Origin of the sequence: Streptomyces sp. NPDC026672 (assembly GCF_040638185.1) — a bacterium.
Taxonomy (GTDB): domain Bacteria; phylum Actinomycetota; class Actinomycetes; order Streptomycetales; family Streptomycetaceae; genus Streptomyces.
On the sequence record NZ_JBEZXS010000015.1, the window covers coordinates 171,205 to 194,529 of the forward strand.

The 23,325-nt window shown below is 70.0% G+C and carries 18 protein-coding genes; 9 read left to right on the forward strand and 9 right to left on the reverse strand.

Annotated features, from left to right (window positions below):
* Positions 1–16 precede the first annotated feature (16 nt).
* The 6 genes from AB0F77_RS19690 to eccCa form a co-directional block, all read right to left on the reverse strand.
* Entirely contained in the window at positions 17–2,323 is a 2,307-nt protein-coding gene (locus tag AB0F77_RS19690) for a DUF6571 family protein (RefSeq protein WP_361949791.1), read from the reverse strand.
* An 11-nt stretch (positions 2,324–2,334) separates the two neighbouring features.
* On the reverse strand, positions 2,335–2,805 hold the full coding sequence (locus tag AB0F77_RS19695; protein WP_361949792.1) for a hypothetical protein: 471 nt from the start codon (positions 2,803–2,805) through the stop codon (positions 2,335–2,337).
* Between the two features lie 173 nt (positions 2,806–2,978).
* Positions 2,979–4,841 carry a hypothetical protein gene (locus tag AB0F77_RS19700; RefSeq protein ID WP_361949794.1) on the reverse strand — a complete coding sequence of 621 codons (1,863 nt, stop codon included), beginning with the start codon at positions 4,839–4,841 and terminating at the stop codon, positions 2,979–2,981.
* Entirely contained in the window at positions 4,727–5,623 is an 897-nt protein-coding gene (locus AB0F77_RS19705; protein WP_361949797.1) for a hypothetical protein, read from the reverse strand. Before AB0F77_RS19705 ends, AB0F77_RS19700 begins: the two co-directional genes overlap by 115 nt.
* Positions 5,623–6,174, reverse strand: coding sequence for a hypothetical protein (locus AB0F77_RS19710; protein WP_361949799.1), 552 nt, complete (start codon positions 6,172–6,174; stop codon positions 5,623–5,625). The genes AB0F77_RS19705 and AB0F77_RS19710 overlap by 1 nt, the downstream gene beginning before the upstream one ends.
* 194 nt (positions 6,175–6,368) lie before the next feature.
* Positions 6,369–10,343, reverse strand: coding sequence for a type VII secretion protein EccCa (gene eccCa, locus AB0F77_RS19715; protein ID WP_361949802.1), 3,975 nt, complete (start codon positions 10,341–10,343; stop codon positions 6,369–6,371).
* 234 nt (positions 10,344–10,577) lie between these two features.
* On the opposite strand from eccCa, the gene eccD reads away from it, so the two are divergent.
* Complete coding sequence (gene eccD / locus AB0F77_RS19720) at positions 10,578–12,083, forward strand: type VII secretion integral membrane protein EccD (protein ID WP_361949855.1); 1,506 nt, start codon at positions 10,578–10,580, stop codon at positions 12,081–12,083.
* A gap of 106 nt (positions 12,084–12,189) precedes the next feature.
* Here eccD and AB0F77_RS19725 read toward each other — a convergent pair whose 3' ends face one another.
* Entirely contained in the window at positions 12,190–12,486 is a 297-nt protein-coding gene (locus AB0F77_RS19725) for a DUF397 domain-containing protein (RefSeq protein ID WP_361949805.1), read from the reverse strand.
* Between the two features lie 274 nt (positions 12,487–12,760).
* On the opposite strand from AB0F77_RS19725, the gene rpsO reads away from it, so the two are divergent.
* The 5 genes from rpsO to AB0F77_RS19750 all read left to right on the forward strand — a co-directional run bounded on the left by rpsO (position 12,761) and on the right by AB0F77_RS19750 (position 18,237).
* Positions 12,761–13,048 (forward strand): 30S ribosomal protein S15, encoded by a 288-nt coding sequence (gene rpsO / locus AB0F77_RS19730; RefSeq protein WP_361949808.1) that lies wholly within the window; start codon positions 12,761–12,763, stop codon positions 13,046–13,048.
* Between the two features lie 335 nt (positions 13,049–13,383).
* The gene (locus AB0F77_RS19735) at positions 13,384–15,621 is read left to right on the forward strand and encodes a polyribonucleotide nucleotidyltransferase (RefSeq protein WP_361949811.1); all 2,238 of its coding nucleotides are present in this window, start codon (positions 13,384–13,386) and stop codon (positions 15,619–15,621) included.
* On the forward strand, positions 15,618–16,997 hold the full coding sequence (locus tag AB0F77_RS19740; RefSeq protein ID WP_361949814.1) for a pitrilysin family protein: 1,380 nt from the start codon (positions 15,618–15,620) through the stop codon (positions 16,995–16,997). The genes AB0F77_RS19735 and AB0F77_RS19740 overlap by 4 nt, the downstream gene beginning before the upstream one ends.
* 26 nt (positions 16,998–17,023) lie before the next feature.
* A complete protein-coding gene (gene dapB, locus AB0F77_RS19745) occupies positions 17,024–17,776 on the forward strand; it encodes a 4-hydroxy-tetrahydrodipicolinate reductase (RefSeq protein WP_361949817.1) in 753 nt (250 codons plus the stop codon).
* Between the two features lie 8 nt (positions 17,777–17,784).
* Positions 17,785–18,237, forward strand: a complete 453-nt coding sequence (locus AB0F77_RS19750) for a hypothetical protein (protein WP_361949820.1) — start codon at positions 17,785–17,787, stop codon at positions 18,235–18,237.
* An 87-nt stretch (positions 18,238–18,324) separates the two neighbouring features.
* Here the strand turns inward: AB0F77_RS19750 and AB0F77_RS19755 are convergent, their stop codons facing one another.
* Together AB0F77_RS19755 and AB0F77_RS19760 are read right to left on the reverse strand one after the other, a co-directional pair.
* The gene (locus tag AB0F77_RS19755; protein ID WP_361949823.1) at positions 18,325–18,879 is read right to left on the reverse strand and encodes a hypothetical protein; all 555 of its coding nucleotides are present in this window, start codon (positions 18,877–18,879) and stop codon (positions 18,325–18,327) included.
* A gap of 95 nt (positions 18,880–18,974) precedes the next feature.
* Entirely contained in the window at positions 18,975–19,160 is a 186-nt protein-coding gene (locus AB0F77_RS19760) for a hypothetical protein (RefSeq protein WP_361949826.1), read from the reverse strand.
* Positions 19,161–19,407: 247 nt separating this feature from the next.
* On the opposite strand from AB0F77_RS19760, the gene thyX reads away from it, so the two are divergent.
* The 3 genes from thyX (at position 19,408) to AB0F77_RS19775 (ending at position 23,069) form a co-directional block, all read left to right on the forward strand.
* A complete protein-coding gene (thyX, locus tag AB0F77_RS19765) occupies positions 19,408–20,148 on the forward strand; it encodes an FAD-dependent thymidylate synthase (RefSeq protein ID WP_361949829.1) in 741 nt (246 codons plus the stop codon).
* 191 nt (positions 20,149–20,339) lie between these two features.
* Positions 20,340–21,239 (forward strand): 4-hydroxy-tetrahydrodipicolinate synthase, encoded by a 900-nt coding sequence (gene dapA, locus AB0F77_RS19770; RefSeq protein WP_361949832.1) that lies wholly within the window; start codon positions 20,340–20,342, stop codon positions 21,237–21,239.
* A gap of 144 nt (positions 21,240–21,383) precedes the next feature.
* Positions 21,384–23,069, forward strand: a complete 1,686-nt coding sequence (locus AB0F77_RS19775; protein ID WP_361949835.1) for a ribonuclease J — start codon at positions 21,384–21,386, stop codon at positions 23,067–23,069.
* The last annotated feature ends 256 nt before the right edge of the window (positions 23,070–23,325 follow it).

The following is a 23,325-nucleotide window of genomic DNA, read 5'->3' on the forward strand; positions in this document are numbered from 1 at the left end:
ACGTGAGGGTGAGATGTCAATTCGCGCTACTCTCCGATTTCCATTGAGCACCGTCCGTGTGGCTGTGGCCCGCCGAAATGCGCGCGGCGCGCTTTAGATCATCGGCGGTATCAGGGTTGATGGAGTCATTGTTCACCAATGCATGGTCAACGGCGGACGCAGCGGAATCGATCGCTGCGTCTCGGCCGTATTGGTACGCTTGGCCAGCCTGAGCTTCCGCTTCATTAGCCGTATCGTGCTCAATACTCTTCATAATGGACTCCTGAATATCCTCAGAAGCCCATTCAAGAGCCGTGCCCGCGACGGGGACGCGTTCGCCGACCTTTTCGATGCCCATGCCCAGGATGCGGTTGACCCACTTCTGTTTGTCGGCCGCGGCGTCGTTGTACGCCTGGTCGGAGGCCGTGTGGTATTCGTAGATCGCATGGGCCCTCGCGTCGCTCATGACGCCGGCGATGGCCGAACCCGGTGCGACCGCCGCGCCCACCCGCCCGTCCAGCGACGCCGTCGACTGGCTGTCGCCATTGATCACGTGGTCGACGAGATTCGCCGTATAGGCCTGCTGCGCGTTCGTGATGGTCGCGTACGCGTCCGGGTCCTGTCCCACCTCGCCGAGAAAGCGGGTGGCGCTGTTCGGATCGAGCCCCGCCGGAGAGCCGAACGTCGAGAACAGGTCGCTGCCCGGGTCCTCCTTGTACATCGCCTGCTGGAAGTCGCCCATGTACTCCGCGGTGATCTCCCCGAGGCTTCCCCGCAGCGCGTAGAGCGGACCCGAGTCCTCGTCGATGTCGCCGTTCTCGTTGTGCCGGATGAGCTCCGGGTCCTGCCCGAACTTGTCGACGATCTCACGGACCAGATCGGCACGCGCCTCGGTGTGCTTGATCGCGTCGGCCATGTCACCGCTGTCGTACGGCCGCCCCGTCGTCGCCGCCTCCAACGCGTGCCCCAGCGCCTCGGGCCCGAAGCCCAGCGCCTTCCTCGTCTTGTCCTCGTCGGCCAGGACGTTCATGTCGTTGGTGTCGACCGTCCACTCGAAGTCCTTGTCGGTGAACACGTCGAGGTACGAGTCGAAGCCCAGCTTGCCGTCCTTCTTCACCGTGCCGTCGTCGTTGTACGCGGTCGGAGGCTGGGTGAAGAACTTCTCGGCGGCGTCAGGACTGTGCCCCAGCGCCTCCAGGACGCTGTTGAGCGGATCGTTGCCGGTGCCGAGCCGCCCCGAGGGATTGAAGCCGTAGGTGTCGGGCGAGCCCGCGGGCTTGTTCATCAGGAAGCGGTACGGGTCCTCCTTGTGGAGCTGCGTGATGTGCTCCGCGATGGGGTTGAGGAACCGCGCGTCGTAGTTGCCGTACCGGAGTAGACCGCCGAGGACCTGGTAACCGTACGGCTTGTTCATCTGCCCGCGCTCCCAGCCGATCTGCTGGGTGCCGAGGCGCCGGAACTCCGCGTTCCAGCTGTCCGGCAGATGGTGCCGGTGGTCCGGGTCCGTGGCGTTGGCCAGCGTGTAGCCCATGACCTTCTGGAGGTCCTGCACCGCGTCCAGCCGCGTCTTGGTCGCCTGCGCATCGGTGCCGTCGATGGACATCTCGGCGTAGAACTGCAGCGCCTTCTCGGGCCCGCCGAGCCCCTGGTAGAACTCGGTCGCGAACTCCCCGTCCTTCTCACCCGAGTTGAACCGCAGCAACCCGTCGAGCTCACGCAGCTCCGCGTCCGACATCTTGTCGCCCTTGCGGGCGATTTCCAGCGCGCGTTCGACCTCGGCGTCGTTCAGGGACTCGTAGCGGCTGTGCCCCGCGTTGTGCGCGTCGCCGCCATGGCTCTTGGCCAGCGCCCGGGCGACCGAGGAGTCGATCTCCGCGGCGTGTGCCAGCAGGCGGTTGATCCGGCCCTCCAGCTCCTGCCTGGAGTCGAGTTGTTCCTGTGTGCGCTCGTCCGTGTCGCCGCGGACGTGGGGGAAGAAGCAGCGGACCTTGCCGTCGCCGATGTCCTCGACCCGCACACCCAGGGTGCCCGCGTCCACGTTCACCGCCTGCTTGATCTGCTTCTGCAGCGAGGCCAGTTCGGTGTGCCCGTCGTCGAGCACCTGGTAGATGCTGTCCGCCTCGGCGTGGAGATCCGAGATCTCCTTCGTCGTCCTGGTGATGAACTCCCGTGTCACCGTGGCGTTGACGCCCGCCCAGCGAGCCGTGTCCGACTTGCTCTGCATGCCCTTGCGGGCGCTCTCGGCCGCCTTCTTGAGGGCATCGACCGACTTCTTCCAGTCCGCGACGGCGGTGGCGAGCCTGCCGAGGTCGACCTCGACCAGGTCCGTGAACGTGAGAGCCATGTGAGACTCCCCTACTTGAAGTAGCCGTCGAGCTGGGACACCGACACCGTCGAACCGTCACTCGCGCGAAGCACCGCGGAGATCTGGGCGTCGTCCTCGCTGTGCCGCTTCTGGCTGTAGCTCAGGTGGTTGGAGATGTGCGCACACGCCTGGAGCACCGACTTCACCTGGGACGACCACACCTCGACGGTCTTCTCCAGCGCGCCGCCCGTCGCGAAGTTGTGCGACTTGAGCGTGGCCGCGGCCTGCGACGTGGAGCCGGCTCCGGCCTTGTCGGCCCCGACCGCGGCGATGTCCGCACCCTTGCTGATGTCGTCGTACAGCAGGTAGGCGTCGTGCCCCACGGCACCCAGGTCGTCCTGGTGGACGACGAGGTCCCCGCCGCCCCCGCCGCCCTCCGGGGCCAGCTGATTGAGGCGCATGTGCGTCGAACCGTCCGTGTGTGCCTCGGACTTCAACCGCTCCCATTCATCCCATGCCATGCACGGCCCCCTTCCCCGTTGTGTGTCCGCTCCGCGCGGGGCAGGCCCCGGCCCACTGCTTCCGGAACCCACTCGACACAGAGCGTTTTGTGAACTTAGCAGGCGGCAACCGGCCACGCTCCGCCACATCGTCTCTCGGTACGGTTCCTTCACCAACCCCGCCTGAACCGGGGTCACAGGGGTCCTGGGGGCATGTCGCACTTCGCTCGGGCATACGCGTACGAGCCGGCGAGCCCGGCCAGGCGGATCAGTTCGTCCCGTGCCGCGTCACCACCGGAATTCCCCGACTGCCGCAATTCGACCGAGACGCTGATGCTGTACTGACCGCCCGGAACCCTTCCAGCGGACACGCAGGGCACGAAGACCGCGGCGAACCCGGGGGAGGCGACGGCCGCCTCACCGGCCTCGAAGGGGGTGAGCGACCGGACGTTCGACACGTCGGCGGCCGTTCCCTTCAGCCAACCCGTCCAGCCTGCGGCCGTCTCGTCCCTCATCAAGGTCGCCTCCGCCACGAGCAGTTGTCTGCCGTCCCCGGCGACGAAACACGTCGACTCGTAGGAGGGGGCCGTGGAGCTGTCGCGAAAACGCACACTGTCATCGAAGGCGTATGACGGCTTTTCGGGCAGCAGCTTCCTCAACGAGTCGGCGGCGCTTGACGAGGAACCCAGAGAATCGCAGACCTCGTCCGCCCTGATCTCACCTGCCTTCTCGAACGGTGGAAGCCCAAGAGCGTAGCCGACACCGGCAAGGAGGGTCAGGGCGAGCAGGATTCCGACACTCAGCAGGGCCTTTGGCCGAGGGCGCCGCCCCGAGTACCTGCCCGCGTTCCTGGCCGCTGCCTCCACCGACGCGTACGTGGAGGCCCGGGTGTCCTCGATCGTCACGCCGTTGCGGTAGACGACCTCGTGGGAGCTGTCCCTCATGGACCCCTCGACGATGGCGCCGACGATCTCGTCGGCGGCCGTACCCGCCAGGTCTCCGACAACCGCGCCGCCGGGCCCGGTGAGCGGTGCCGTGGCCATCCCCACGCCGATGCCCACCGCCGTACCACCCCATGTGCCCATGCTTTCGAGCCGGGCGTTGTACTCGGCGTCCTTGGCGGCGCCCCGGACCTCGCTCTCGTAGGCGCGTCCCGCGCCGATCAGGCCCTCGATCTGCCCCGCCGTGCGCGCGACGGAGTCGACGCCGTCCTTGAGCCGAACCTCCTGGTCGTACGAGGGATCGTGCGCGTATGCCTCGGGGTGGGCGAAGTGGTACTGCATCAGCTGCGCCGTGTAGCTGTTCTGGCCCATGCTGTCCGCCATGTGGCCGTGCTCCGTGAGGCGGCTCGGGTCCTCCGAGGCGGATGCCACCAGGCTCCCGAAGAGCTCGGTCTGGGCGGTGGTGTGGGCGGGGGTGTCCGCCGTCGGCAGCTCGCCCGCCGGATGTCCCGTGGTGGCCGCCTCCAGGGCCAGGGCCAGGTTTTTGCGGCCCGCGATGCTGTCCTCGCCCCCGGCGTCCACGTCCCGGGGCCAGTGGCGCTCCTCGAAGAGGTAGTCGAAGGCGGTCAGCGAACGCCTCGCCACCTTGCCGTCCTCGTCGAGGTCCTGGGTGAAGTCGTGGTCCTCGTCCCGGGTGACGAAGGTGCTGCCGAAGAACTCCGTCGCCGCCCTCGGGCTGTTGGACAGCGCCTTGACGTAACCCGTCATCGGGTCCCAGCCCGAGTCGGTGCCCGTACGGTTCAGCAGGGGGTCGCCGCCCGTGCGGGCCCAGGCGCCGTGGCGGCCGTTGTCCGTGAGCCTCTTCTCCGTCTCGGTCAGCCTGGCGCCGTAGTCGACGAGGAAGCGGTCGTCGTATTCGCCCCAGCGCATCAGGTTCGTCATCACCTGCGCCCCGAGGGGGAAACCGCCGTTGCGGCCGACCGGTCTGTCGGCCAGGTCGATCATCCGGCGCTTCCAGTCGGCCATGGCGTCGCCGTCGTTCCGCGTCGCCGTCGCGAGGGTGAGGCCCAGGTTCTTCTGGAGGTCGTCGAACCGGTCGGCCCTTCGGTGTGCCAAGTCCGCGGCGCCGTAGGGGTCGTTGATGCCGGCCCAGAAGTCGAGGGTGCCGTCCGCACCCAGGGCCGTGGCGCGAAGCGCGCGGCGAACAACTCGTCGTCGGCGTACCGCTTCAGACCCGCGTCGAGCCGGTCGAACTCCTCGACCGTCAGGTCCCCGGGGCCCTTCCTCGCCAGCGCCGCGAGTTCCGACGCCGTCCTGACCGCCCGGTCCCCGGAGTCCCGGTCCGCGTGGTGGACGTCCGAGAATCCGTACCAGCTCCCGTCAGCGACGGCCCTGAGCACGGTGCTCGCCGACTCGTCGCTCTCCGTGGCCCGGTCCAGGATCTTCTGGACCTCGTCGCGCAGCGCGGTGACCTCGCCCCGACGTGCCTCGTCCAGGTGTTCCCCGTCCCTCGGTGTGCCGCCCTCCGGAGGGACGTTCGCCGTGACGGTGAGCCCGTTGCCGTTGCCGACAACCGTCAGATCGCTGCGGCGCCCCCGCTCGATCGCGGAGTCGAGCTGCCCCTGGTACGCCTTCAGCTCGTTCCGGGTGTCCCTGAGGATCTTGTGGATGGAATCGGCCTGGGCATGCGCGTCCCTGAACTCCCCGGCGGTCCTGCCGATGAAGTCCTTGGAGACGACGGCGTTGTACCCGCTCCAGTCGGCCTTCCGCGCCGCACCGCGCAACCCGTTCTCCGCGCTCTCCTTGAGGGTCGCGAGGTCCCTCACCATCGCCGACCAGTCGTCGACGGCATCGTCCAGCGGGCCGAAGTCTGCGTTCCGCAGGGCCTCGAACTCCATCAGCCGTCGCCCTTCGAGTCGTCGCCCTTCGAGCCGTCGCCCTTCTGGTGCTTGTCCTTCGGGTCCCCGTACACCCCGTTCCTGGCGCCCGGTTCGCCCACCCGCTCGTCGAAGCCCGCGTCCAGCAGGTCGATGCCGCTCATCCGCCGCCGGATGTAGTGGTCGTCGTCCGCGTGCAGCTTCTTGGTGAGGGTCATGTGGTTCGAGATGTGGGCGCACGCGTCCCTGAGCGAGGCCACCTGCTCGTCCCAGCGCAGAGCGACGTGCTCCAGGGCGCTTCCGAGTGCGAATCCGGCCGTGCCGAGGGCCCGCGCGGCCGTCCCGCTCGTGGGTACGGCCCTGCGCCCCTTGTCCCACAGGTCGTTGTACAGGCCGAACGCGTGCGTGCCGATCCCCGCCAGGTCCTTCTGGCTGACCGACAGGTCGCCGTAATGGCCGGGATCGGGCGCGGGTCGCCCGCCGCTGCCGGGATCGAGCTGGTCCAGCCGCATGCGGGGCGACGCGCCGCCGGCCGCCTGCGACTTGAGCCGATCCCACTCGTCCCACGACACGTGCGGACCCTTTCCCCGTGTCCCCCCGCGGAGTTCCCGGTGCCCCGGGTGCGGGCCGTCCGCCGGACGGCACCGCCGGGCCAAACCAGCCGCAGGCAGATCGCTTTCGCGAATCACATTCACCCGGGAGGGGCGGATCCCGCCACGGCCCGAGGAGGACCCGCACCCCTCGCCCCGCCGCCGCGCCACCTCCCTCAGTACGTGAGTTCCGGCACCAACCCGACCTGTACCAACGGCTTCCCCCGTCGCCGGGAGACGAAGACGCCCCGGCCCACGGGCATCGGCCGCGGTCGGATGCCGCCGAGCAGATCACCTTCGCCCGGGTCACCCGCCAACACGACACCCTGCGCCCCGAGTTCCTTCATCCGCTGCATGAACGGCTCGTACGAGGCGCGGCCCGCGCCGGCGGTCGACCGGGCGATGATGAAGCGCACCCCCACGTCCCGGGCGAACGGGAGCAGCTCCGTCAGCCCGGCCAGGGGGTTCCCGCTCGACGTGGACACGAGGTCGTAGTCGTCGATCACGACGTACACCGTCGGCCCCCGCCACCAGCTGCGCTCCCGCAGTTGCTGCGCGGTCACGTCCGCGGTCGGGGTGCGGCGCTGCATCAGGTTCGCCAGGGCGGACATGTGGTGGTCCATGGAGTTGGACATCGGGATGTACTCGGCCAGGTGCGAGGCCGGTGTCACGTCCAGCAGCGAGCGCCGGTTGTCCACCACGAACAGCTTGCACTCGTCGCCCGAGTACCGCTCCGTCAGCTGCTTGATCAGCAGCCGCAACAGGTTGGACTTGCCCGCCTCGCTCTCGCCGAACACCAGGAAGAACGGGTCCTGTTCGAAGTCGACGAAGACCGGTTCGAGGTTGTCCTCGTCGAGCCCGAAGGCCACGCCCCGGCGCGGGAAGCGGTCGCCCGGGGGCAGCTCGGCCGAGGGGAACTCCCGGGGCAGCAACCGCACTTCGGGTGCCACCGAGGACGTCCAGTGCCGAGATACCTCCGTGGCCAGCGCCTGTGTGGCGTCGGAGAGGTCAGTGTCGGAGGTCAGGCCGTCGATGCGCGGCACCGCGGCCATGAAGTGCAGCTTCTGCGGCGCCTGACCACGGCCCGGCACCCCCGCGGGCACGTTCGCGGCCACCTTGCGGTCGAGCTCGGAGTCCATCGTGTCGCCCAGACGCAGTTCCAGGCGGTTCATGAGGTGGTCCTTCAGGCTCGACCGCACCTCCATCGACCGGGACGCCGTCAGGATCACGTGGACGCCGTAGCCCAGACCGCGCGCCGCGATGTCGAGGACCACCTGGTCCAGCGCCTCGTACTCGGTACGGAAGTTGCCCCAGCCGTCGATGACCAGGAAGACGTCGCCCCACGGCTGGTCGCTCACCTGGATGTCCCCCCGGGCCCGCCGCGTGCGGAAGTCCGCGATGGAGGGGATGCCGGCCGAGCGGAAGTACTCCTCGCGGCGCGTCAGCACACCGTAGACCTCGGCGACCGTCCGCCGTACCCGCTCCGGGTCCAGCCGCGAGGCGACCCCGCCGACATGGGGGAGACCCGCGATCGCGGCCATGCCGCCACCGCCGAAGTCGAGCCCGTAGAACTGGACTTCGTGCGGCGTGTGCGTCAGCGCGAACGCCGAGACGATCGTGCGCAGCAGCGTCGACTTGCCGGACTGCGGGCCGCCCACGATCTGCATGTGTCCCGCCGCGCCCGAGAAGTCCACCCACAAGGGGTCGCGCCGCTGCTCGTACGGCTTGTCCACCAGTCCCACCGGCACGACCAGGCGTCCCGCCCCGTCGTACCCCGGCTGGGTGAGTCCGCGCCCCTGCACGGCGGTGAGGCCCGGCAGGAGGGCGTCCAGCGACGGCGGGCTGTCCAGGGGCGGCAGCCACACCTGGTGGGCCGCTGGCCCCTGCGCCTCCAGCCGGCGCACGATCACGTCCAGCACGGTGTCCGCGAGGGCGTCGTCGATCTCCGGACCCTCGGGCCCCGCGGCCCGCTGCTGCGGCACCGGCACGTACTGCACCGGTACCTCGGCCGCCGTGAACAGCACCGGACGCCGGTCCACCGGCAGCGGACCGCCGCCCAGGACCGACCGCTGCGCACCCGAGCGGTACACCCCGGAGACGTACGCCGCCTTGAACCGCACCATCTCGTCCGTGCCGAACTTCAGGAAACCCGAACCCGGCACGTTGGGCAGCTCGTAGGCGTCCGGCACACCCAGCGCCGCGCGCGACTCGGCCGCGGAGAACGTCCGCAGACCGATCCGGTACGACAGATAGGTCTCCAGGCCGCGCAGCCGGCCCTCCTCCAGGCGCTGCGAGGCCAGCAGCAGATGGACCCCGAGCGAGCGGCCGATCCGGCCGATCTGCACGAACATCTCGATGAAGTCGGGCTTCGCGGTGAGCAGTTCGCTGAACTCGTCGATCACCAGCACCAGGGACGGGATCGGCTGGAGGGCCGCGCCCGCCGCGCGCGCCTTCTCGTAGTCGTGGATGTTGGCGTAGTTGCCCGCGTCGCGCAGCATCTCCTGCCGGCGGTTGAGCTCACCGCGGATCGAGTCGCCCATGCGGTCGACCAGCGTGAGGTCGTCCGCCAGGTTGGTGATGACGGCGGCCACGTGCGGCATCTGCGCCATGCCCGCGAAGGTGGCGCCGCCCTTGAAGTCCGCCAGGACGAAGTTCAGCGTCTCCGAGGAGTGCGTCACCGCGAGCCCCAGCACCAGCGTGCGCAGCAGCTCCGACTTGCCCGAACCGGTGGCGCCCACGCACAGGCCGTGCGGGCCCATGCCCTCCTGCGCGGCCTCCTTGAGGTCCAGCATCACGGGCCGGCCGTCCTCGCCGAGACCGATCGGCACCCGCAGCCGTTCCGCCAGCGAACGCGGCCGCCAGGTCCGCTTGGTGTCCACGGACGCCGCGTCACCGAGGTTGAGCAGGTCGGTGAACTCCAGGTTGGCGAGCAGCGGTTCGTCGTCGTCACCGCCCGAGGCCATCCGCAGCGGGGCGAGTTGCCGCGCCAGCGCCTCGGCGGACTCGTGGGACAGGGTGTCGGGCGTCCCCTCGTAGACGACGCCGTGCCCCGACTCCAGGCGCAGCGAGCCGGGGTGCACGACGACGGAGAGGTCACCGCCGACGGAGGCCGGCTCGCCGGGCACGACCTCCAGGACGGTGACGCCCTGGAGTCCCTCGGGGTTGGCCAGCATCGAGTCCGGCGGCAGGGACAGGCCGTCGAGGACGACGACCACATGGGGCTCCTCCGGCAGGGGCGCCGCGTTGGGGTGGAAGCGGGGACGGCCCGTCAGCCTCGTGGCGAGCAGGTCCTCCAGCTCGCGGGCGTCGCCGCCGATGAGCCTGCGGCTGCCCGCGCCGTCCACCGCGCCGGGCGCCTGGGCGTGCGGCAGCCACTTCGCCCACTCCCAGTGGGGCAGCGACTCGCGGCCCGCCGCGACCACCACGAGCAGGTCCTCGGGCGAGTGCAGCGCCGCGAGCGAGCCCACCACGGCCCGGGCGGAGGACCGTACGGACTGCGGGTCGCCGCTGACGGTGACGTGGTAGAAGGCGCGCAGCGAGACCGCCATCGGCAGGTCGTCCAGCGAGCCGTGGACCGCGAGGAAACGCTGCATCGCGCCCGCGGTGAGCGGCTCCAACTGCTCCACCGGGCCCGTCTCGGGGGCGATCAGCGGGCTGGCGAGGGCCTGCGGGCCGAGCCCGATGCGGACCTGCGCGAAGTCCTCGTCGCCCGGCCGCCGTTCCCACACCCGGCTGCCCTCGGCCACCAGGGCCCACAGCTGTTCGGGGGAGGGGTGGAGGAAGTACTGCGCGTCCCGCTGGGTCCTCGCCGTGTCGACGGCGGTGCGCCGGGTCTGCGCCAGATAGCTCAGGTAGTCGCGGCGCATGTCCGCCAACTGCCCCTGGGAGCCGCGGCGGAAGCGGACCACCATCGCGATGGACATGGCCACCGTCGAGGCGATCATCACCATGCCCATGATCCTCATGAACGGCTGACCGCTCGTGAAGAAGAAGACGACCGAGCCACCCATGCCCAGCGTGGGCAGCAGTTGCATCAGCACGCTCTCCTGGTGCCCCCGCGGCAGTTCGGGTGGAGGCTGCAGGACGATCTCCTGCGTGGACACTTCGGACGGCAGCGCCCGAGGCGGGCGCTTCACGACGATGTGGCTCACTGCTCACCAATTCCCTTGCCGGGCCACGAGTGTTCGTCCGCCACCCCGTGTCAGGCGGACGCAGGCCGCCGCGCGATCCTACTGACTCCACGCCTGACGAGGGGGCGATAGGGTGCCGGATGTTCGCGTGAGCACACGCGGACCGAGTCGGTAAGCACCGGGTAACGCGTCTGGGGCACAGGACTTTCACACCCCGGACGCGGCATCACCACTGAGGGGGAGCAGCAGGTGAGCATGACGGCCTCCGCGGCAGCCACTGGAGGGGAGCCCGGCACGGGGGGCGCCTCCGGCGCCGGCACGGGACTCGGCTTCTGCCGGGTCACCATCGTCGCGCCCGACAGCCGCATCGACGTGGCACTGCCCGACGACATCCCGGTCGCCGACATCCTCCCGGAGATACTCAGGCTCTCCCGGCAGAGCGCCGCCGAGGGCGCCCCCGTCGGCTACCACCTGGTCCGTCGGGACGGCACCGTCCTCGACAGCTCGCGCTCGTTCGCCGCGCAGCGCATCCTCGACGGCGAACTGCTCACCCTGCGGCCCTTCTCCGAGTCGCTGCCCCCCGCCGTCTTCGACGACGTCTCCGAGGCGGTCGCCTCCGCCGTGACGCGCGAGCACACTCTGTGGAGCGGTGACCTGACGCGCGCCGCGGGCCTCGTCGGGGGCGGGGTCCTGCCGGCGCTGCTCGCCTTCGTGGCCTGGACCGCCGACCCGCGCCACGACATGCACAGCCTGCCCGGCGTGCTCGCCGGGGTCGCCGGCGTCCTGCTGGTCGTCCTCGCCTGCGTACGGGCCCGGGTCTACGACGACCGGGGCTCCGCCGTCGCCCTCGGACTGGGCGCCCTGCCCGGCGTCGCGGTGGCCGGCTCCGGCGTCCTCCCGCTCGCCGCCGGCGAGGGCATCGGCAAACTCCAGTTCCTCCTCGCCTGCGCCGCCGTGCTGCTGGCCGCGTTCCTGCTCGTCCTGTGCTCACCGAGCGGGGACGGCCCGTTCGTCGCCCTCGTCTGCGCCTCCGGCGTCGGCCTGGCCGCCACCTTCGTGGCGATCCTCGCCGACTGGACGCCCTCCGAGGTCGCCGCGCTGTGCGCGCCGGTCGCCGTGGGGGCGCTGGCCTTCCTGCCGGGCATGTCGATGCGGTTCGCCCGGCTGCCGATCGGCTTCGACCCGCCGGACACCGCCACGCGCGGGACGTACGGCGCCGAACCCGCCCCCCAGGAACCCGTCGACGCCGAGCGGGTCGCCGCCCGCGCCCGCCGGGGGCACGAACTCCTCGTGGGACTCGTCGGAGGCTGCGCGGTGCTCGCGGTCGCCGCCTCGGCGGTGCTGGGCTTCTCCGACGGCGTCTGGGCCCAGTTGCTCGCCCTCGCGACCGGGGTGGCGTTCCTGATGCGGGCCCACCTGTTCCGCTACACCGCGCAGGTCGCGCCCGTCCTGGCCGCGGGTCTCGCCTGTCTCGTCCTGCTCGGGCTCGGGCTGGCGCTCAACCCGCCGCACACGATCGTGCGCGACGCCCTCACCGGGGACCGCACCGACCTCGACATCCGGACGGTCTGGCTCGTGGCGGCGATCGCGGCGGTGGCGGCCGTCGTCACGGCGCTCGGTCTGATCGTCTCGCGCGGCGCCCTCACGCCGTTCTGGGGCCGCTTCCTGGAGATCGCCGAGGGCTTTGTGCTGCTGACCCTGGTGCCGCTGGCACTGGCCGTCTTCGACGTGTACTCGACCGCCAGGTCCATGACGAGCTGATTCCCGTCCGGCGCGGGCACGACCCCGCCGGACGGTGGCACCGCGTGAGAAGGGGGGAGCGTCCGCGCTCCCCCCTCCGCCGTCACTCCGCCCATCACTGGGCCGATCACTGGGCCCGCGCGGACCCTTCCCCGTCCGGCCCGGGCTCCAGGTCGAACTCCCCGTCCCGCGCCCCCAGGACGAACGCGCGCCACTCCGCCTCCGTGTAGCGCAGCACCGTGCCGTGGTCCAGGGACGACCGCATCGCCACCGCCCCCTCCGGCAGGTACGCGATCTCCACGCGCTCCTCGTGCTCCTCGGTGCCGGGCGCGCACTGCCACTCGACGTCCGAGATGTCGAGCGCGTACAGCTCGTCCCGCTCGCGCTCCTTGCGCGCCTTGGTCTCCTCCGCCGTCTCCGCCATCGCGCAGCGTCCCCTTCCCGGCCGGTACCGTCGGATCGAGCACTCACCCTATTGACCCCGCGCGCGTGACAGGAGCGCTTCGGCGACCGCGGTGAAGGTGACCCTCCGGCCCTGGTACCCTGAGTGACGGCCGTGTGCGTACGCACCCCCGAAGTCCCCTCGTGGACCCTGGAGGTCGCGTCCGGCGGATCCCCGCCTCCCGAGTAACGGAAGCTCTCCCGCGATGCAGACCGGGGGCGCTCGGAGGGCGTCAGACAGACCAGGAGGAGTACGCGTGTCGCTCGACGCCGCTACGAAGAAGCAGATCATCGGCGAGTTCGGTACCAAGGAGGGCGACACCGGCTCCCCCGAGGTCCAGGTCGCCATGCTGTCCCGTCGGATCTCCGACCTGACCGAGCACCTCAAGACCCACAAGCACGACCACCACTCCCGCCGCGGTCTGCTGATCCTGGTCGGCCAGCGTCGCCGGCTGCTCCAGTACCTGGCCAAGAAGGACATCCAGCGCTTCCGCGCGCTGGTCGACCGCCTGGGCATCCGTCGCGGTGCGGCGGGCGCCAAGTAAGACGTCGTGGAGGGAGCGGTTCCCGGAGTGCTCGGGGACCGCTCCCTTTGCCGTACGTGCGGAAACGTGCGGAGTGTCACTCACGCTTTGTAGTGTGGTAGCACAACGCAATACGCATGACACGGAACACGTACGAAGAGTACGAACAGCACGAAGAGAACGAGGAGGAGCGCGCCTAGCCGCCGCCGGTCCTCGGTAGTGGCCCCCGGGGGAGCGAACCCCGGGTGCTTCGATCGAAGACCGGCCCGCACCGCACGGAGCGCCTCTCCGCGACCGTCCCCCTGCCACACGGGCAGCCGAGGGACGAAAGACGACAAGTTACGGAGAAAACGCTAGTGGAGAACGAGACCCACTACGCCGAGGCCGTCATCGACAACGGCGCCTTCGGTACCCGCACCATCCGCTTCGAGACGGGCCGCCTGGCCAAGCAGGCCGCCGGCTCCGCCGTGGCGTACCTGGACGACGACACCATGGTGCTGTCGGCCACCACCGCCTCCAAGAACCCCAAGGACCAGCTCGACTTCTTCCCCCTGACGGTGGACGTCGAGGAGCGGATGTACGCCGCCGGCAAGATCCCCGGCAGCTTCTTCCGCCGTGAGGGCCGTCCCTCCGAGGACGCCATCCTCACCTGCCGCCTCATCGACCGCCCACTGCGCCCGTCCTTCAAGAAGGGCCTGCGCAACGAGATCCAGGTCGTCGCCACCATCATGGCGCTCAACCCCGACCACCTGTACGACGTCGTGGCGATCAACGCCGCCTCCGCGTCCACGCAGCTGGCCGGCCTGCCCTTCTCCGGCCCGATCGGCGGCGTCCGCGTCGCGCTGATCCGCGGCCAGTGGGTCGCGTTCCCGACGCACACCGAGCTCGAGGACGCCGTCTTCGACATGGTGGTCGCCGGCCGTGTCCTGGAGGACGGCGACGTCGCGATCATGATGGTCGAGGCCGAGGCCACCGAGCACACGATCAAGCTGGTCGACGGCGGTTCCGAGGCGCCGACCGAGGAGGTCGTCGCCGCCGGTCTCGAGGCCGCGAAGCCGTTCATCAAGGTCCTGTGCAAGGCCCAGGCCGACCTCGCCGCGAAGGCCGCCAAGCCGACCGCCGAGTTCCCGATCTTCCTCGACCACCAGGACGACGTCCTGGAGGCGCTGGCCGCCGCCGTCCGCCCGGAGCTCGCCTCCGCGCTGACCATCGCGGGCAAGCAGGAGCGCGAGGCCGAGCTGGACCGCGTCAAGGGCCTGGCCGCCGAGAAGCTCCTGCCGGAGTTCGAGGGCCGCGAGAAGGAGATCTCCGCCGCGTACCGCACGCTGACCAAGACCCTGGTCCGCGAGCGTGTCATCAAGGAGAAGAAGCGCATCGACGGCCGCGGCGTGACGGACATCCGTACGCTCGCCGCCGAGGTCGAGGCCATCCCGCGGGTGCACGGCTCCGCGCTGTTCGAGCGTGGCGAGACCCAGATCCTGGGCGTCACCACCCTCAACATGCTCCGTATGGAGCAGCAGCTGGACACCCTCTCCCCGGTGACCCGCAAGCGCTACATGCACAACTACAACTTCCCGCCGTACTCCACCGGCGAGACCGGCCGCGTCGGCTCCCCGAAGCGCCGCGAGATCGGCCACGGCGCCCTCGCCGAGCGTGCCCTCATGCCGGTGCTGCCCACGCGCGAGGAGTTCCCCTACGCGATCCGCCAGGTGTCCGAGGCCCTCGGCTCCAACGGCTCGACGTCCATGGGTTCGGTCTGCGCCTCCACCATGTCGCTGCTCAACGCCGGTGTGCCGCTGAAGGCCCCGGTCGCGGGCATCGCCATGGGCCTGATCTCCCAGGAGATCGACGGTGAGACGCACTACGTCACCCTCACCGACATCCTCGGTGCGGAGGACGCCTTCGGCGACATGGACTTCAAGGTCGCCGGCACCAAGGGCTTCGTGACCGCCCTCCAGCTCGACACCAAGCTGGACGGCATCCCGGCCTCCGTCCTGGCCGCGGCCCTCAAGCAGGCCCGCGACGCCCGTCTCCACATCCTCGACGTGATGATGGAAGCGATCGACAAGCCGGACGAGATGTCCCCGAACGCCCCGCGGATCATCACCGTCAAGATCCCCGTGGACAAGATCGGTGAGGTCATCGGCCCCAAGGGCAAGATGATCAACCAGATCCAGGAGGACACCGGCGCCGAGATCACCATCGAGGACGACGGCACGATCTACATCGGGGCCTCCGACGGCCCGGCCGCCGAGGCCGCCCGTGCCACGATCAACGGCATCGCCAACCCGACGATGCCCGAGGTCGGCGAGCGCTACCTCGGTACGGTCGTGAAGACGACCACCTTCGGGGCGTTCGTCTCCCTGCTGCCCGGCAAGGACGGTCTGCTGCACATCTCGCAGATCCGCAAGCTGGCCGGCGGCAAGCGCGTGGAGAACGTCGAGGACGTCCTCGGCGTGGGCCAGAAGGTCCAGGTCGAGATCGCCGAGATCGACTCCCGCGGCAAGCTCTCCCTCGTTCCCGTGATCGAGGGCGAGGACGACGAGACGAAGGACGACGCGAACGACGCCGGCTCCGCTGCGGGCGACAAGTGACGTCGAGCGACTCCACGGCGACGGCCCGCACCTCCTCGGAGGCGCGGGCCGTCGCCCGTACCCAAACCCTCATCAAGGGGGAGAACGGCATCGGCACGGTCCGCAAGACCACCCTCCCCGGCGGCCTGCGCATCGTCACCGAGACCCTGCCCTCGGTCCGGTCGGCGACCTTCGGCATCTGGGCGCACGTCGGTTCCCGCGACGAGACCCCGGCCCTCAACGGCGCCACGCACTACCTGGAGCACCTGCTCTTCAAGGGCACGTCGCGGCGCAGCGCGCTGGACATCTCCGCGGCCGTCGACGCCGTCGGCGGCGAGATGAACGCGTTCACGGCGAAGGAGTACACGTGCTACTACGCACGGGTGCTCGACACCGACCTGCCGCTCGCCATCGATGTCGTCTGCGACATGCTCACCGGCTCACTGATCCTGGAGGAGGACGTCGACGTCGAGCGCGGCGCCATCCTCGAGGAGATCGCGATGACCGAGGACGACCCGGGCGACTGCGTCCACGACCTCTTCGCGCACACGATGTTCGGCGACAACGCGCTCGGCCGCCCGGTCCTCGGCACGGTCGACACCGTCAACGCCCTCACCGCCGACCGCATCCGCCGCTTCTACCGCAAGCACTACGACCCGACGCACCTCGTCGTCGCCTGCGCCGGCAACGTCGACCACAACAAGGTCGTGCGCCAGGTCCGTGCCGCCTTCGAGAAGGCGGGCGCCTTCCGGACCGCCACGGCCGTCCCCGTCGCCCCGCGCGACGGCCGGCGCACGGTCCGCGCCGCGGGCCGCGTCGAACTCCTCGGCCGCAAGACCGAGCAGGCCCATGTCGTCCTCGGCATGCCCGGCCTGGCCCGCGCGGACGAGCGCCGCTGGGCCCTCGGCGTACTCAACACGGCCCTCGGCGGCGGCATGTCCTCCCGGCTCTTCCAGGAGGTCAGGGAGAAGCGCGGCCTCGCCTACAGCGTGTACTCGTACACCTCGGGCTTCGCCGACTGCGGACTGTTCGGCGTGTACGCCGGCTGCCGGCCGAGCCAGGTGCACGACGTGCTGAAGATCTGCCGCGACGAACTCGACCACGTCGCCGAGCACGGCCTGTCGGACGAGGAGATGGCCCGCGCGATCGGTCAGCTCAGGGGCTCCACCGTCCTCGGACTCGAGGACACCGGCGCGCTGATGAACCGTATCGGCAAGAGCGAGCTGTGCTGGGGCGAGCAGATGTCCGTGGACGACATGCTCGACCGCATCGCCTCCGTGACCCCGGACGAGGTGCGGTCCGTCGCCCGCGACATCCTGGGACAACGCCCGTCGCTGTCGGTCATCGGCCCGCTCAAGGACAAGCAGGCCGCGCGGCTGCACGACGCCGTCGCCTGAAACCCCACCGGTAAGGAAGCAACAAGATGAGCAAGCTGCGCGTGGCGGTCCTCGGAGCAGGCGGCAGGATCGGTTCCGAGGCGGTACGGGCGGTCGAGGCCGCCGAGGACATGGAGCTGGTCGCCGCCCTGAGCCGGGGCGACAAGCTGGAGACGCTGGCCGACACCGGCGCCCAGGTCGCGGTCGAACTGACCACGCCCGCCTCGGTGATGGGCAACCTCGACTTCTGCGTGCGGCACGGCATCCACGCGGTCGTCGGCACGACGGGCTGGACCGACGACCGCCTCGCGCAGCTGAAGGGCTGGCTCGACCAGTCCCCGGAGACCGGGGTGCTCATCGCGCCCAACTTCTCCATCGGGGCCGTCCTCACCATGAAGTTCGCGCAGCTGGCCGCGCCGTACTTCGAGTCGGTCGAGGTCATCGAACTGCACCACCCCAAGAAGGTCGACGCGCCCTCCGGGACCGCCACGCGCACGGCCCAGCTCATCGCCGAGGCCCGCCGTGCCGCGGGCGCGGCGCCGGCGCCGGACGCCACGGTCACGGCCCTGGACGGGGCGCGCGGCGCGAGCGTCGACGGCGTCCCCGTGCACTCGGTGCGGCTGCGCGGGCTGCTCGCCCACCAGGAGGTGCTGCTCGGCGGCGAGGGCGAGACCCTCACCGTCCGGCACGACTCCCTGCACCACAGCAGCTTCATGCCGGGCATCCTGCTCGGCGCGCGCCGCGTCGTGTCCACCCCGGGCCTGACCTTCGGCCTGGAGCACTTCCTGGACCTCGGCTGAGCACCGGCATGCGCGCCAAGATCTCCTACGCCGTCACGGCCGCCGTCCTGGTCTTCTACTTCGTCCTGGTCGGCAGCCGCGGCGTCATGCTCATCCAGTCCGGCACGCTCCTCACCGTCACCTTCGGGGTCGCGGTGCTGGTCCTGCCGCTCATCGGCGTCTGGTTCCTGTGGAAGAACACCCAGTTCGTCCGCAAGGCCAACGCGCTCGCCGCGAAGCTCGACGCGGAGGGGGGCCTGCCCGTCGACGAGCTGAAGCGCACCGCGGGCGGGCGCATCGACCGGGACTCGGCCGACGAGGTGTTCGCCAGGCGCAAGGCGGAGACGGAGGCGGCCCCCGACGACTGGCGCAGCTGGTTCCGCCTCGCGGTCGCCTACCACGACGCGCGCGACACCCCCCGCGCCCGCAAGGCGATGCAACAGGCGATCGCCCTCCACGAGAACCGCACGATCGAGGTCTGAGACCGGGGAACGCGCCCGGTGCCGCCGTACGGCGAAGGGGCCGGTCCGCGGTGTGCGGATCGGCCCCTGGGTCCACTGGACGCGTGGTCAGGCCGGGCGGTTCTCCGCCGCCCATGCCTCCACCGTGTCCGCCGCCCGGTCGAAGGCCGAGCCGCGTGCCAGGAAGTCGAGGTTGTGCGTCGTGAGCAGCGGTGTGACCTCCTCGCCGGAGCGGTTGCGCTGCACGACGGTCAGGGCCTGCCCCTGCACCGTGCGCGGCAGCCCCATCCACCGCACCGGCTGCTGCACCGTGCGCACCGCGGCGACCCGCTGCCAGGTCACCGTGCGCGTGACGAGGAACCGCACGTGCCGCAGTCCGTGCGCGCTCACCCACACGCCCATCCGCAGCATCCGCAGCGCGGAGGCGATGACGGCCAGCGCGAGCACGAACACCAGGCCCGCGGACGACACCGAGTCGGTGAGGGCGATCAGCACGCCCGCGAACAGCACGAACGACGCGAGCAGCAGGCAGAGCGCGGCCAGTCCCACCCGCCAGGGACCGGGGCGGTACGGCCGGCGCCAGCGGGCGCGGTCCTCGTACGGCAAGGCGATGTCGTCGGCTGCCTCGAAGGCGCGGTCGGCCGTCAGGAAGGGCAGGGGCACGGCTGGTCCTCACTCGTTCCATGCATGGGCTGTGCTGTGCCCGGTGAGGTTATCCGGCCGGGTGTCCCCTCACCACCCGCGGGGGTCCGGAAGGGTCAGCGCCCTTGTGAGGCCTGGGACTGGGGACTCTGCGCGGGCGAGGGCGTCGACAGCGCGGGCATGCCGAGGACCAGCGAGCCGACGAGCCCGGCGACGATGGTCAGGCCCAGCAGCCAGCGCCCGGCCAGCTGCCCGACCGAGGCCCGCTCACGGGGCGGGGGAGTGACATTGCCGTACGTCATCGCTACTGCTTCTCCTTCGGGGACAGGACGTCTGGGTGCCGGGGTACGGCGGTGCGGGGGCGAACCTCCGGCCCTCACCAACACAGACGATCGATTGTCGCAAATGGTGCCCACTTTCCCCCAAATCGCAGAAGTCGCCCCAAGATCGCAGAAGCTGTCGCGTACCCGCACCGAACACCCCGCTGTCGGTGCCGGGCCGTAGAGTGGGCGCCGCCCGAGAGACGTGATGGGAAGGACCTTCCGAGCCGTGACCGACACCCCCGCCGACGACCTCAAACCGAGCTTCCGCAGCGATGTCACCGTCGACCTGGTCAAGCACACCGCGTCGGACGCGGACGTGCTGTTCGCCGCCAGGGTCTCGACCCTCGGCGAGCAGTCGCTGGACGAGCTGAAGAAGGACCCGGAGCGCTCCAGGGGCCTGCTCAACTACCTGATGCGGGACCGGCACGGCAGCCCCTTCGAGCACAACTCGATGACCTTCTTCATCAGCGCCCCGATCTTCGTGTTCCGCGAGTTCATGCGGCACCGCGTGGGCTGGTCGTACAACGAGGAGAGCGGTCGCTACCGCGAGCTCCAGCCCGTCTTCTACGTCCCCGACGAGTCCCGCAAGCTTGTCCAGGAGGGCCGCCCCGGCAAGTACGTCTTCGTGGAGGGCACCCAGGCCCAGCAGGAGCTGGTCGGACGCATCATGGAGAACAGCTACACGGAGGCGTACGAGGCGTACCGCGAGATGCTCGCCGCCGGCGTCGCCCGCGAGGTCGCCCGTTCGGTCCTCCCCGTCGGGCTGTTCTCCTCGATGTACGCGACGTGCAACGCCCGCTCGCTGATGCACTTCCTCGGCCTGCGCACCCAGCACGAGCTGGCGAAGGTGCCGTCCTTCCCGCAGCGGGAGATCGAGATGGTCGGCGAGAAGATGGAGGCCGCCTGGGCCCAGCTGATGCCGCTGACCCACGCCGCCTTCAACGCCAACGGCCGTGTCGCGCCGTGACGGCCGCGGATGATGGACCAGGCTGGAGAGGTGTCCGTATTGCGGTATTTAGCGAAGTTCATCTAGCCTGATCAAACGGACCCGGCACTGCTTGAACCCCCGAGCAGGCAGTGCCGGGCTCCGCATTTGTCATGATTTTCCCAGCACCCCGAGGGCAGACCCCGCCGTGAGCAACGAGTAGCGTGTTACCCATGGCTCCGACCTCCACTCCGCAGACCCCCTTCGGGCGGGTCCTCACCGCCATGGTCACGCCCTTCACGGCGGACGGCGCACTTGACCTCGACGGCGCGCAGCGGCTCGCCACCCACCTGGTGGACGCAGGCAACGACGGCCTGGTCGTCAACGGCACCACCGGAGAGTCCCCCACCACCAGTGACGCGGAGAAATCGGACCTCGTACGAGCCGTCGTGGAGGCGGTCGGAGACCGCGCCCACGTCGTGGCCGGGGTCGGCACCAACGACACCCACCACAGCGCCGGCCTGGCCCGCGCCGCCGAGCAGGCGGGCGCACACGGCCTGCTGATCGTCACGCCGTACTACAACAAGCCCCCGCAGGAGGGCCTGTACCGGCACTTCACGGCCGTCGCCGACGCCGCCGAACTGCCCGTCATGCTCTACGACATCCCCGGCCGCAGCGGCGTCCCCATCACCACGGAGACCCTGGTCCGCCTCGCCGAGCACCCGAGGATCGTCGCCAACAAGGACGCCAAGGGCGATCTCGGCCGCGCAAGCTGGGCCATCGCGCGGTCCGGCCTCGCCTGGTACTCCGGCGACGACATGCTCAACCTGCCCCTGCTGTCCGTGGGCGCGGTCGGCTTCGTCTCCGTCGTCGGCCACCTGGTCACCCCCGACCTGCGTGCCCTCGTCGACGCCTTCACCTCGGGCGACGTCCAGAAGGCGACGGAGATCCACCAGAAGCTCCTCCCGGTCTACACCGGAATGTTCCGCACCCAGGGCGTCATGACCACCAAGGCCGCGCTCGGCCTCCAGGGCCTGCCCGCCGGGCCGCTGCGCGCCCCCATGGTCGAATGCTCGCCCGAGGAGATCGCCCAGCTCAAGATCGATCTTGCTGCCGGCGGGGTACAGCTCTGACAACAGACTTGGCACCACCCGAGCTTCACAACTGAATAGGCGGGCCACCGGTGCCCGCAGCCCACAACGACAACTGCTCATGCACGAACGTCACGCGCGCCACGTGCCCCATCGGTACGTGGCGCGTGTGGTGAGGAGAGTCTTTTGAGTCATCCGCATCCTGAACTCGGCCCGCCCCCGCCGCTCGCCGAAGGCGGCCTCCGGGTCACCCCGCTCGGCGGTCTCGGTGAGATCGGCCGGAACATGACGGTCTTCGAGTACGGCGGCCGCCTCCTGATCGTCGACTGCGGAGTGCTCTTCCCCGAGGAGGAGCAGCCCGGAATCGATCTGATCCTGCCGGACTTCACGTCCGTCCGGGACCGCCTCGACGACATCGAGGGCATCGTCCTCACCCACGGTCACGAGGACCACATCGGCGGTGTCCCCTTCCTCCTGCGGGAGAAGCCGGACATCCCCCTGATCGGCTCCAAGCTGACCCTCGCCCTCATCGAGGCGAAGCTCCAGGAGCACCGGATCCGTCCGTACACCCTTGAGGTGGCCGAGGGGAACCGCGAGCGCATCGGGCCCTTCGACTGCGAGTTCGTCGCCGTCAACCACTCCATCCCGGACGCTCTCGCCGTCGCCATCCGCACGCCCGCGGGCATGGTCGTGCACACCGGCGACTTCAAGATGGACCAGCTCCCGCTGGACAACCGGCTGACGGACCTGCACGCGTTCGCGCGGCTCAGCGAGGAAGGCATCGACCTCCTCCTCGCGGACTCCACCAACGCCGAGGTCCCCGGATTCACTCCGCACGAGCGGGACATCTCGCAGGTGCTGCGCCAGGTCTTCGGCAGCGCCCGCAAGCGGATCATCGTGGCGAGCTTCGCCAGCCACGTCCACCGCATCCAGCAGATCCTGGACGCGGCGCACGAGTACGGCCGCAGGGTCGCCTTCGTCGGCCGCTCCATGGTCCGCAACATGGGCATCGCCCGGGACCTGGGGTACCTCAAGGTCCCGCCGGGCCTCGTCGTGGACGTCAAGACCCTCGACGACCTCCCGGACCACGAAGTCGTCCTGGTCTGCACGGGTTCCCAGGGCGAACCCATGGCGGCCCTGTCCCGGATGGCCAACCGCGACCACCAGATCCGCATCGTCGACGGCGACACGGTGATCCTGGCGTCGTCGCTGATCCCGGGCAACGAGAACGCGGTCTACCGCGTGATCAACGGTCTGACCCGCTGGGGCGCGAACGTCATCCACAAGGGCAACGCCAAGGTCCACGTCTCGGGCCACGCATCCGCGGGCGAGCTGCTGTACTTCTACAACATCTGCCGGCCGAAGAACCTGATGCCGGTGCACGGCGAATGGCGCCACCTGAGAGCCAACGCCGAGCTCGGCGCGCTGACCGGCGTCCCGCACGACCGCATCGTCATCGCCGAGGACGGCGTCGCCGTCGACCTCGTCGAGGGCAAGGCCAAGATCTCCGGCAAGGTCCAGGCCGGTTATGTGTACGTCGACGGCCTCTCGGTCGGTGACGTCGGTGAGCCGGCGCTCAAGGACCGCAAGATCCTCGGTGACGAGGGCATCATCTCGGTCTTCGTGGTGGTCGACTCCTCCACGGGCAAGATCACGGGTGGACCGCACGTCCAGGCCCGTGGCTCCGGTATCGAGGACTCGGCGTTCGCCGCGGTCATTCCGAAGATCAACGAAGCGCTGGAGCGCTCGGCGCAGGACGGTGTGGTGGAACCCCACCAGCTCCAGCAACTCATCCGGCGCACCCTCGGCAAGTGGGTCTCGGACAGCTATCGGCGCAGGCCGATGATTCTCCCGGTCGTCGTGGAGGTCTGACCGCGGACGGCTCGCCGTACGCGTCAACCTGGAGCGGGGCGCCTCGATTTGCATCGAGGCGCCCCGCTCCAGTACGTTTACGGCTCCGCCTGATCGGGAACCCGGGTTGTCACGCACACCTCGGAGCCACCCGGAGGGGGTGGAAATTCCGACTGAGAATCTCTGATAAAGTCGGAACCGCCGGAAAGGGAAACGCGAGAGCGGGAACCTGGAAAGCACCGAGGAAATCGGATCGGAAAAAGATCTGATAGAGTCG

Bases quoted from the DNA above. Each gene is read 5' to 3' on its own strand.
- AB0F77_RS19690 (WP_361949791.1), bottom strand. From the start codon at position 2,323: ATGGCTCTCACGTTCACGGACCTGGTCGAGGTCGACCTCGGCAGGCTC.
- AB0F77_RS19695 (WP_361949792.1), bottom strand. From the start codon at position 2,805: ATGGCATGGGATGAATGGGAGCGGTTGAAGTCCGAGGCACACACGGAC.
- AB0F77_RS19705 (WP_361949797.1), bottom strand. From the start codon at position 5,623: ATGGAGTTCGAGGCCCTGCGGAACGCAGACTTCGGCCCGCTGGACGAT.
- eccD (WP_361949855.1), top strand. From the start codon at position 10,578: ATGACGGCCTCCGCGGCAGCCACTGGAGGGGAGCCCGGCACGGGGGGC.
- AB0F77_RS19725 (WP_361949805.1), bottom strand. From the start codon at position 12,486: ATGGCGGAGACGGCGGAGGAGACCAAGGCGCGCAAGGAGCGCGAGCGG.
- dapB (WP_361949817.1), top strand. From the start codon at position 17,024: ATGAGCAAGCTGCGCGTGGCGGTCCTCGGAGCAGGCGGCAGGATCGGT.
- AB0F77_RS19750 (WP_361949820.1), top strand. From the start codon at position 17,785: ATGCGCGCCAAGATCTCCTACGCCGTCACGGCCGCCGTCCTGGTCTTC.
- AB0F77_RS19760 (WP_361949826.1), bottom strand. From the start codon at position 19,160: ATGACGTACGGCAATGTCACTCCCCCGCCCCGTGAGCGGGCCTCGGTC.
- dapA (WP_361949832.1), top strand. From the start codon at position 20,340: ATGGCTCCGACCTCCACTCCGCAGACCCCCTTCGGGCGGGTCCTCACC.